The sequence below is a fragment of the Ruania albidiflava DSM 18029 genome (genome assembly GCF_000421225.1).
Lineage (GTDB): Bacteria > Actinomycetota > Actinomycetes > Actinomycetales > Beutenbergiaceae > Ruania > Ruania albidiflava.
The window spans coordinates 1-9,843 of sequence record NZ_ATWL01000038.1 but is presented as its reverse complement, the minus strand read 5'-3'; the positions used below and the strand labels follow the sequence as shown (position 1 = coordinate 9,843).

General features: G+C 71.1%; 8 protein-coding genes, 1 pseudogene and 2 riboswitches. Of the genes and pseudogenes, 1 reads left to right on the top strand and 8 read right to left on the bottom strand.

Annotated elements, in window-relative coordinates; genetic code table 11:
* Positions 1 to 198: 198 nt before the first annotated feature.
* From K338_RS0119165 to K338_RS0119130, 7 genes are all read right to left on the bottom strand, one after another.
* Complete coding sequence (locus tag K338_RS0119165) at positions 199 to 1,425, bottom strand: O-succinylhomoserine sulfhydrylase (protein WP_022919757.1); 1,227 nt, start codon at positions 1,423 to 1,425, stop codon at positions 199 to 201.
* A complete protein-coding gene (locus K338_RS0119160; protein WP_022919756.1) occupies positions 1,422 to 1,835 on the bottom strand; it encodes a rhodanese-like domain-containing protein in 414 nt (137 codons plus the stop codon). Before K338_RS0119160 ends, K338_RS0119165 begins: the two co-directional genes overlap by 4 nt.
* Entirely contained in the window at positions 1,832 to 2,080 is a 249-nt protein-coding gene (locus K338_RS24100; RefSeq protein ID WP_084481507.1) for a DUF1737 domain-containing protein, read from the bottom strand. The genes K338_RS0119160 and K338_RS24100 overlap by 4 nt, the downstream gene beginning before the upstream one ends.
* 4 nt (positions 2,081 to 2,084) lie before the next feature.
* A riboswitch (SAM riboswitch) is annotated at positions 2,085 to 2,174 on the bottom strand.
* Positions 2,175 to 2,223: 49 nt separating this feature from the next.
* On the bottom strand, positions 2,224 to 5,133 hold the full coding sequence (locus tag K338_RS0119150) for a helix-turn-helix transcriptional regulator (RefSeq protein ID WP_027287054.1): 2,910 nt from the start codon (positions 5,131 to 5,133) through the stop codon (positions 2,224 to 2,226).
* Positions 5,134 to 5,225: 92 nt separating this feature from the next.
* Complete coding sequence (locus K338_RS0119145; protein ID WP_022919754.1) at positions 5,226 to 5,435, bottom strand: hypothetical protein; 210 nt, start codon at positions 5,433 to 5,435, stop codon at positions 5,226 to 5,228.
* Positions 5,436 to 5,737: 302 nt separating this feature from the next.
* A complete protein-coding gene (locus K338_RS0119140; RefSeq protein WP_022919753.1) occupies positions 5,738 to 6,484 on the bottom strand; it encodes a hypothetical protein in 747 nt (248 codons plus the stop codon).
* Positions 6,485 to 6,835: 351 nt separating this feature from the next.
* Positions 6,836 to 7,573: a hypothetical protein gene (locus tag K338_RS0119130; RefSeq protein WP_022919752.1), complete on the bottom strand. Its 738-nt coding sequence runs from the start codon at positions 7,571 to 7,573 to the stop codon at positions 6,836 to 6,838.
* A 211-nt stretch (positions 7,574 to 7,784) separates the two neighbouring features.
* Positions 7,785 to 7,899: riboswitch (SAM riboswitch) on the top strand.
* Between the two features lie 27 nt (positions 7,900 to 7,926).
* Between K338_RS0119130 and K338_RS24095 the strand changes: the two genes are divergently transcribed.
* Positions 7,927 to 9,387: an aminotransferase class V-fold PLP-dependent enzyme gene (locus tag K338_RS24095; protein ID WP_022919751.1), complete on the top strand. Its 1,461-nt coding sequence runs from the start codon at positions 7,927 to 7,929 to the stop codon at positions 9,385 to 9,387.
* Between the two features lie 186 nt (positions 9,388 to 9,573).
* Here K338_RS24095 and K338_RS24090 read toward each other — a convergent pair.
* A pseudogene (locus K338_RS24090) lies at positions 9,574 to 9,843 on the bottom strand (IS5/IS1182 family transposase); the annotation flags it as partial.

Genomic DNA, 9,843 nt, shown 5'->3' with positions numbered 1-9,843 from the left:
CACCCGCTACGACAAGCACGCCATCAGCTACCGAGCCGGCGTCGTCCTCTGCGCCGTCATCGCCTGGCTACGAAAATGAGAGACACGCCCTAGGGGACGAGCGCTCCAGAGTCACAGGAACAGGTCGCGACACCTACCGAGCACGGCTAGTCCCAGACCAGTGACCCGCCACGTGCAGAACGCTGACCTGGTGGATGGTCAGCCGATCGCGCGGAGCGCTTGGGTGAGGTCGGCGCGCAGGTCCGCCGGGTCCTCCAGCCCCACCGACAGTCGCACTGTGGAGTCGGTGATCCCGACTGCCAGCCGGTCCTCCCGGGCGATCTTGGAGTGCGTGGTGGTCGCCGGGTGGGTGGCCAGCGACTTCAGGTCACCGAGGTTGTTCGACACGTCCACCAGGTGCAGGGCGTCCAGGAACGCGAAGGTGCGGTCCTTCACCGAACCCGGGTCGCCGTCCAGCGCAAGGTCCAGGGTGACCACGGTGCCCCCGCCGCTCATCTGCTCCCGGGCGAGCGCCACCTGCGGGTGGGAGTCCAGGAACGGGTAACGCACCCCGCGCACCTGTGGCTGCTCCTCCAGCCATCGGGCCAGGTCCAGGGCTGCGGCGGACTGCGCGCGCACCCGCAGCGACAGCGTCTCCAGGCCCTTGAGCAGTACCCAGGCGTTGAACGGGCTGAGCGTGGGGCCGGTGGCGCGGACCATCTGCTTGACCGGGCCCTCGATGTAGTCCCGGGTACCGAGGATCGCCCCGCCGAGGACCCGGCCCTGGCCGTCGATGTGCTTGGTGGCGGAGTAGACCACCACGTCCACGCCTAGCTGCAGCGGCTTCTGCAGCACCGGGGTGGCGAACACGTTGTCCAGGATGACGACGGCGCCGGCCCGGTGGGCCAGCTCGCTCACCTTGGCCACGTCGACGACGTCCTGCATCGGGTTGGACGGGGTCTCGAACAGCACCACGTCTGCGGGGGTGGTCAGCGCCTCCTCCCAGTCGGAGAGCACGTGGGCGCGCACGTAGTCGGTCTGCACGCCCCACTTGCCGAGGATCTGGTTCAGCACGGTGAACGTGGCACCGAACAGGGCGTTGCCGGCCACGATCCGGCTGCCGGACTTGACCAGGGCGGCGAGCGCCGTGAACACCGCCGACATCCCGGTGGCGGTGGCGTAACAGGCCTCGGCGCCCTCGATCAGCCGCATCCGTTCCTCGAAGGCGGACACGGTCGGGTTGCCGTAGCGGGAGTAGATGAACCGGTCGGCCTCTCCCGCGAACGCCGCTTCGGCATCGGCGGCATGCTCGTAGACGTAGCCCTGGGTGAGGAAGATCGGTTCGGCGGTCTCCCCGAAGGCGGTGCGCTGCTGGCCGCCGCGGATCGCCAGGGTGTCGGCACCCAGGCCCTCGGGCAGGGACGAGATGGGCCGCGGGTCGCTCATGACTGCTTCCAGGGCAGACCCTCGGCGCGCCAGCCGGCGTCACCGCGGTGGCCGTCGGTGTTGGTGGCACCCTCGAATCCGTCGAGCACGTTGTAGGCGGGCCCGAACCCGGCGGCGGTGGCCGCTTCGGCGGCCGCGATCGAGCGTGCGCCGCTGCGGCACAGGAACAGCACCGGCTCGTCCTCGGTGACGCCTGCGTCGGCGAGCTGGTCCAGGAACTGCTCGTTGCGGGTGCCCTCCGGGTAGGTGTTCCACTCCACGAACGCCGTGGTGCGGCCGATGCCGGAGGTGTCCGGCACACCGACGAAGGACCACTCGGCCTTGGTGCGCACGTCCACGAGCACCGCGCGGGGGTTCTCCTGGAGCACCTCCCAGGCCTGGGTGGGGGTCAGGTCTCCGGCATAGGTCATCGGTCGTCTCCGTTCTGCGTGTGGGGACTGGTGGGTGCCGGCGTGGTGGCGGGCGGATGCGGCCAGAGCACGGCCTGCGCGGCGATCACGCGCTGGCCGTCGAACGTCACCGACGGCGAGCCGTACAGCGTGTAGCCCTCTTCCAGCGCCTCGCTGATCCGGGTGCAGAAGGTGGCGTCGTCCGGGCCGGTGAGCAGCCGGTAACGGTGCCCGGGCGGATCGACGGGTCCGACAGCGTCGCTCATCATGCCTCCATCGGTTCTGGCGTTAGCACCTTCGCCCGAGGCGTGGTTGCTGCAGCGTCAACGAGCCAGATCTCTCGGCTGCTCTGGATGGGTCGAGGCCAGTCTAAGGGGTCTGCCGGGGTGCCGGGAACGCGTCCTCGACGTCAAGCGTCGATCAACCCGTCCCGCAGCGCCAACGCCACCGCCTCGGTGCGCGAGTGCGCGCCGAGCTTGGCCATCACGCGGCTCAGGTGCACGCTGACCGTCTTCTCGCTGATGTACAGCTCGGCGCCGACGGCCCGGTTCGTCAGCCCCCGAGCCACCAGCTCCAGCACCGACCGTTCCCGCGGGGTGAGCAGGTCGGCGGCCACCATCCGCACCCCAGCCACCGGGCGGCGGTACCGGCGGGCCAGCGACTCCAGTGCCCCCGCCAGCGGCTGTGCGCCGAGCCGCCGGGCGACGTCCAGCGCCTCGGTGAGCACCGTCTCCCCCTCCTCCAGCCGCCCGTCTGCGAGCAGTGCTTCGGTCAGGCGCCACTGGGCGAGCGCGCGTTGGTACACGTCCCCATAGCTGAACGCGTCGACGACGGCGGTCCACGCTGGCACGTCCAGGTCACCGTGCAACCGGCTCTCCTCGGCGCGGGCGCGGGCGAGCCAGGCGCGAGCCTCCGGGCCCCACTCCTTCGCGCGGGGCTCACCGTGCTCGGCTGCTTCGGTCACGTGCGCCACGAAGGTCTCGGCTCTGCTCAGCGCCGCTGCCTCGGTACCAGCCTGCCCAGTCTGTCGGGCCCGAGCGGCCGCATCCGCAGCGGCGGAGACGCCGAGTGCACCCAGCCGCAGCAGGGACAGCGGAGCCTTCTGCTCGCTGCTGCGCAGGTCGGTGATGATCTGCTCCAGGCGGTCCATCACCTCCTGGTCGCGGTGGGTCCACATGCCCAGCTCGGCGATCGGGAAGGCGAGCACCGTGGCCGGTTCGCTCTCGTGGTCGCGTGGCACCTCGGTGCGTAGCTGCGCCTCGGACTCCTCCCAGCTCCCCCGGCACGCGGCCAGCAGTGCCGCGAAGGCGGCGATCACCACGGACAGCCAGTCCGGCGCCCGCTCCCCCGGTGGCGAGGTCAGCTCGGCCACCTCGTCCCAGGCGCCGGCGGCGAACAGCACCTGCACCGCCATCCACGCCAGCTCCCGGCCGTAGGTGGCCCACACCAGGCCCTCCTCGCGGGCGCGGTGCAGCCCTTGGCGCACGTGCTCGGCGGCGACGGCCACGTGGCCGGCCTCGAACTCGCCGATCGCCAGGTTGAAGTAGGCCCGCAGCTCCACCTCGAAAGCGCCCAGCTCAGCAGCCCTGGACCGCGCCCGGTCCAGCACCTCCATAGCAGCCTCGTGGTCACCAGAGCCGAGCAGCTGGAACGACAGAGAGATGAGCGCATCGCTCTCCGCGCCACCGTCACCGGCAGCACGGGCGTCGGCGATCGCGGCCTCGGCCACCGCTTGGTGCTGCTCGCCGTGGTCATACCCGAATGCGCGGGTGGCCAGCACCCACGCTCGTTCCGAGCTCGGCGGAGTGTCCCGCACCAGGGCCCATGCGGCGGCGATCAGCTCCCGACCGGTGTCCCACTGCTCGTCAGCGAAGGCCATCCGGGCCATCCGGCGACGCACCCCGGCACGGACCAGCACGTCCGCGCCGGCATCCGCGAGCTCCAGAGCAGAGCGCAGGTGTGCTTCGGCACGGTCGATGCGGCCGGCAGCCACCGCGGCGTCGGCGGCGCGGACCATGAGCGTGAGCTCGTCGGTGTCGGTGAGCTGCTCCGGGTCGGGGACGGCGTCCCAGAGGCCGAGCGCCTCCTCCAGGTGGTGCAGCACATCGGCGGTGGCGCCCACCGTCTGGGCATCGAAAGCGGCGCCGATCCGCGCCTGCAGCGCTGTGGGCAGGTCGTTGGCCTCAGTGGCGTGGTGTGCCTGGGCGCCTCGCCAGCCGGGGTGCTGGGCCCGGCCGAGCAGGTCGACGAATGCGGCGTGCACCCGGGTCCGCTCCCCCGGCAGCAGGTCCGCGTAGACGGCCTCGCGCAGCAGCGAGTGCCGGAACTCATACGTCTCGTCCGGGGCGACCACCAGCACGTAGTGCTGCACCGCCTCCCGCAGCGCACCGTCCAGCGCGTCCTCACCCAGGCCGGTGACCTCCAGCAGGGAGGCGTGCCGCACCCGGCGCTGTCCGGCAACGGAGGCCACCCGCACCACACGCTGGGCTTCCTGGCTGAGACGTTCGATCCGGCTGAGCAGCACATCGGCGAGCGGGCCGGCCACCACCGTCCCGTCGCCACCAGCGAACAGCTCTTCGGCGAAGAACGGGTTTCCCTCGGACCGCTCAGCGATCTCCTCCACCAAGGACTCGGGCACCGCGGTCCCCTCCCAGCGGGCGAGCGCCCGGGTGAAGTCTCGCGCCTCGTCCGGCTCGAACGGCTCCAGGGTGAGACGCTCCACCCGCCTCATCCGCCCCAGCTCGGCCACCAGCGGTCGCAGCGGGTGACGCCGGTGCAGCTCGTCGGACCGGTAGGTGAGCACGACTGTCAGCGCCTCGTCGGAGATCCGGGCGAGCAGGAAGGTGAGCAGGTCGCGGGTGGAGGCATCGGCCCAGTGCAGGTCCTCCACGACCAGGAGCACCGGCTGACGCTGCGCGAGGGCGGTGAGCAGGGTGAGGAACGCATCGAAGAGCTGCAGCTGGCTGGTGCCCCGTTCGCTGCCGGCCCGAGAGACCAGGGTCGCCAGCGTCGGGGCGTCCGCGACCAGCGCGGGATCGACCTCACCGGCCTGCTCGAGCACCTCGACCACGGGCAGGTAGGGCGGTGCTGCCTCGCCGAGCCCCACGCAGTGTCCGGTGAGCACCAGGCCGCCGTCAGCTTCGACAGTCGCCGCGAACTCGCTGACCAGGCGAGACTTCCCGACCCCTGCTTCACCCGGCAGCAGCACGGCGGTGGCAGACCCGGTGCGGCACCGCTGCCAGACCTCGCGCAGACGTGCGAGCTCCGCGGTGCGCGCCACCAACGCGATCTGCGAGCCGACCCGTGCCACAAGCGGCATCTTGTCATGCAGTGCCGACGGGGCCCCACGGGTTTGTGACAGCTCTTCGGTCACTGCTCACCCTGCAGAGGTCGCACCCTCGGTCGCGGGACTCAGGCGCCGCGGGCCAGGTCGGCACGGGTGAGGGCCGGGTCGCCAGTCTCCCGGCCCAGGCGGCGGGACCGCCGGGTGCGGCCGGTCCTGCTGTTGCGGCGGCTCGCGCCCAGACCGGTCACCAGCTGTTCGCGTCGATAGGCCAGGTCGGCCTGATAGCTGGTGTAGCTGTCGGCGTAGGTGTCCATGACGTCCTCCTCCGGTGTCATGGCTCCACCCTTCCGCTGAGGCCTGCCGCACGGGTATCGGTCGATCACGCCGGCTCGCGACGGCGGCCCTTACCGAGCGCGGGCGGCTCACCTCTCCCGGGGTAAGGGGTGTGATCAGGTGCACCGGGCCGAGGGTAAGGGGTGGCGAGGCACACACCCGGCTGAGCATGCACCCGGTTGACCTTCCCGACCATGCACCCGGTTGACCGTCCCGACCATGGCGAGGGCCGCCGTCGATGATCTCGACGGCGGCCCTCGTGGTGGTGTGGTCCGGCCGCTGGGGCGGCCAGGTCAGAGTCCGCTCACACGCCTGCGAACGTGGTCTCGGCGATCAGCACGGCCTGGTCGCTGCTCATGTCCTGAGCAGTGGAGACCACCTGCAGGAAGCCGCCCTCGGCGGTGGCGATCAGCACGGTGGCGTCCACCTCGGAGATCGTGCCGGAGAGCACCGCCGCCTCGTCCGCGCCGGTGACGCTCACCTGCTCCGGCTCGTCCAGGTCGCCGTACAGGCTCTCCATCGCAGCCAGCGCGTCGTCCAGGCTGCCGGGCGTGGGCGCCCACTGCACGACCACGCTCTGTCCGCTCTCCATGTCGCCGAAGACGCACATGGCGATGCTGGACATGTCGTTCGAGGTGCCCGCGTCGAAGTTGCTGCCCAGCACACCGTTGATGTCGTCCGCGGTGATCGCGGTGCACGGGTCGAACTCCTCGCCAGGTGCGACCACGCCGGCGGCAGCACCGCCCTCGCTCTCGCCAGCATCATCGTCCGCGCTGTCCTCGGCGCCGTCCGCGTCGTCCTCGGAGCCCTCGTCGGCGGCGGTGTCCTCACCGGTGTCCGCACCCTCCTCGGGGCCCTCGCCGGAGGCTTCGTCGGCTGCGCCCTCGTCTGCAGCCGTGTCGTCGGCGGGCTGCTCGTCGGCGCTCTCCTGACTGGCCTGCTGGTCATCGCGCGACTCCTCCGCGTCGCCGCAGGCAGCGACGAGCATCAGCAGCGCCACCCCGCTCGCAGCGGCCGTCGTGCGCAGGCCGGTCATCATCTTGGTCTTCACTTCTGCCTCCCTAGGCTCCCTGCTCGCACCGACACAGTCAGACGGGCTAGATCCCGTCCCGTGGTGCGACCCGGTGCCTAACGTAACCGCAGCCGGCGCCGAGAACGATGGGGAGCACACCCCATCATGGCGCTGATCACATCATGCGGCGGCGAGCACAGCCTCGATCAGCGCGGTCACGCCCTCGATCGTGGCACCGTCACTGGCGATGCTCGCGAGCACCGCCCCGCCGTCGACCTCTGCGACCAGGAGCGCCCCCTGCGCATCGCGCTGCCGTCGTCCTCGGCGGTGTCACCCTCGCCGTCGTCCTGGCCACCGGCGACGATCGGTTCGCTGCCCTCGGCCGTGGCCTCAGGCCTTCGAGATCGCCAGCTCAGCCATCTCGGCCGCGGACGGGATGTCACTCTCGTCGAGTGTCCCCTCTGGGCCGAAGACGGCGCTCCACAGCACGACGTCGCCCACGATGGCCCTGACGGTGAGGTGGGTGAATCCCGACGCGTCGGCGATCTCCACCCTGGCGGCAGAGGCGCCCTCGACCTCGATCTCCTCACCGCTGCCGATCGTCTGGGTCCGCCAGCTCTCCTCCTGCTCCTCCCGGACCTCCTCCGGCATCTCGTCCGGGTAGTCCATGGTGGGCGCGAGCCAGTGCATCGAGGCACCGGAGTCGCCGGGGTCGGTCGGACCGAACTGGCAGGCCACCACGCCCTCGCTTTCCACTCCCTCAGGTGCCTCCACGTCGGCGGTACCCATGGGGCCATCGACCTCGTTGCCGAGCACGGCACCGACGTCCTCCGGCGTCAGGTCGCTGCACGGGTCGGTGATCGGCTCGGCCGATCCGTCGTCCGGCGTGCCCTCGGGGTCCTGTTCGCCGTCAGTGCCGGTGTCCTGCTCGGCGCCGGCTGCGTCCTCGTCGGAGCCGCTGGGCTCCTCACGAGCGGCTGGCTCCTCCTGCGCGGCGCGCGTCTCCTGCTCGGCTGGTGCCTCCGGTGGCGTCGACTGGTCGGCTCCGTCATCGCACCCGACCACCAGCAGCAGTGCTGCTGCAGCGGCGGCGACCGTCGTCCGGGCACTGGTACCTATGCTCGTCACGGAATTCCTTCCCTCTGGCGGCGCCCTCACATCCCCCCCATTTCGGGATTGAGAGCGACCGCGGCCCCGCACGAAGCGTAGGGCCGCACCGGGTGTGGACACAACGGCCACGAGAGCCCGTCCGACTGCTACTGCGGCATTGACCACATCGTGAGCACCCGCGGACGAAGTGCTCGGCATCCGGGCCAGGCTGTGGCATCCTTGAGGCCAAGGTCATGAGCGCCAGCGTCAAACCCCGGTTTGCTGGCCGGCAACCCTCCTCCGCGGTGGGGTGCCCCGGGTGACGACCTGGCCGGCACCGAGGTGGTGTGCGGCAAGCGCGGACCGGCACGGTCCGTCGGACCTTCAGGAGGATGCTCGTGTCTCTTCTCCCGCTGCTCGGCCAGGACACCGAGGTGCCGCTCACCCACCCGTTGGACGGCGCCACCTCCGTGCCGTACGCCAACCTCGACTACGCTGCGTCTGCACCGGCCCTCGCTGCCGTCGCCGACGCGGTGGACCGCGCCCTGCCGCTGTATGCCAGCGTTCACCGCGGCGCCGGGTACCTCTCCCAGGTCTCCACCGCCCTGTACGAGCAGTCCCGACAGGCCGTAGCGGCCTTCGTGGGCGCTCGACGCGACGACGTCGCGATCATCACGCGGAACACCACCGACGCCCTCAACCTCCTCGCCGGTTGTGTGCCCGAGGGGGCACAGGTGCTCGTGCTGGACATCGAGCACCATGCCAACCTGCTGCCCTGGCAGCGGCACGGCGCCGATGTGCTCACCGCCAAGGAGACGGTCACCGCGACTCTGAACGCCCTGACCAGTGCTCTGGCCACCCGCAACTACCGGTTGGTGGCGATCACCGGCGCCTCGAACGTCACTGGTGAGTCGTTGCCAGTCGCTGAGGTGGTGCAGGTGGCGCACGCTGCCGGGGCACGGGTGGTGGTCGATGCTGCGCAGCTCGCCCCGCACCGGTTGTTCTCCCTCGCCGAGACCGGCGCCGACTACGTCGCCCTGTCCGGGCACAAGCTCTACGCACCGTATGGTGCCGGAGCGCTCGTGGGCCGGCGGGACTGGTTGGACGAGGGCACGCCGTACCTGGCCGGCGGCGGTGCGGTGAGCGATGTGCAGGTTCGGCACACCACCTGGGAGCCGGCGCCGCAGCGGCACGAGGCGGGTAGCCCGAACGTCATCGGGGCGCTGGCACTCGGGGTGGCCTGCACGCAGGTGGCGCAGGTCGCCGACCGGCTGGCGAGGCACGACACGGTGCTGCGGGACCACCTGGTCACCGGTCTGGAAGCAATCGACGGGGTGCAGGTGCTGCGACTGTGGCCGGACGCTGCTGAACCGGTGGCCGTAGTCTCCTTCACGCTGCCCGGTCACGATGCCGGTCTGGTGGCCGCCTACCTGTCCGCCGAGCACGGTGTCGGCGTGCGCGATGGCCGGTTCTGCGCCCACCCGCTGCTGGCCGCTCACGGGGTGAGTGCCGGGCTGCGCGCGAGCATCGGGCTGGGTACCACCACCGAGCACCTGGACCGGTTGCTGCGCGGCCTGCGCGACTACCTGGCCCACGGGCCGCGCGCGGAGTACGAGGTGGTCGCCGGCCGGTGGCAGCCCGTGGACGACCAACGGGCACTGCCGCAGGCCCTGGCCCTGCTGCAGGACCTGCACGCGGCGGCCGGAGCTCCGTCCGTGCTGGCGACTGCGGCGGCCGGTGGGGCGTGCCTGCCCGCGGAGGACGCGGTGCAGGACGCGAGCGCTGCTGCGGACGCGGTGCAGGGCGCGAGCGCTGCGGAGGCTGCAGAGGCAGCGCCGGTCGCAGGGCCCTGACCGGCTCAGCCACCCGGTGCTGCCCTCACCAGATCGATACCTCCTGCACGGGTGCGATACTCGGGAGCACTACTCCGCGTAGCAACGCACGACTGAATCCATTCAGCGACCGGGGGCGGCGAGGTGGGAGAGAGCGGGAGTGGCGGTGGGTGGTGGCCCCCGGACTAAGAGATCGCGCGGGTAGGTTCATGGTCGGCGGGTTGGTCGGGTGTTCCAGCGGTGGGTGGTCCAGGCGGTGCGGATGAGTCGGCGGGTAGTGATGATTGCGCCTGCGAGGGCGATGAAGGCGTCGATGACGCGGGTGCGGACTTCGGTGCAGAGGTGGAGTTTCTTGAAGCCGCGGTTGTGCCAGGAGTTGGTGCGTTCAACGACCCAGCGGGAGCCCGCTTGTAAGGGTTCGCCCTTGATGCTGATTACGCTCTGGCAGCCGAGTTCGTCCAGCAGAGCGCGGGTGGC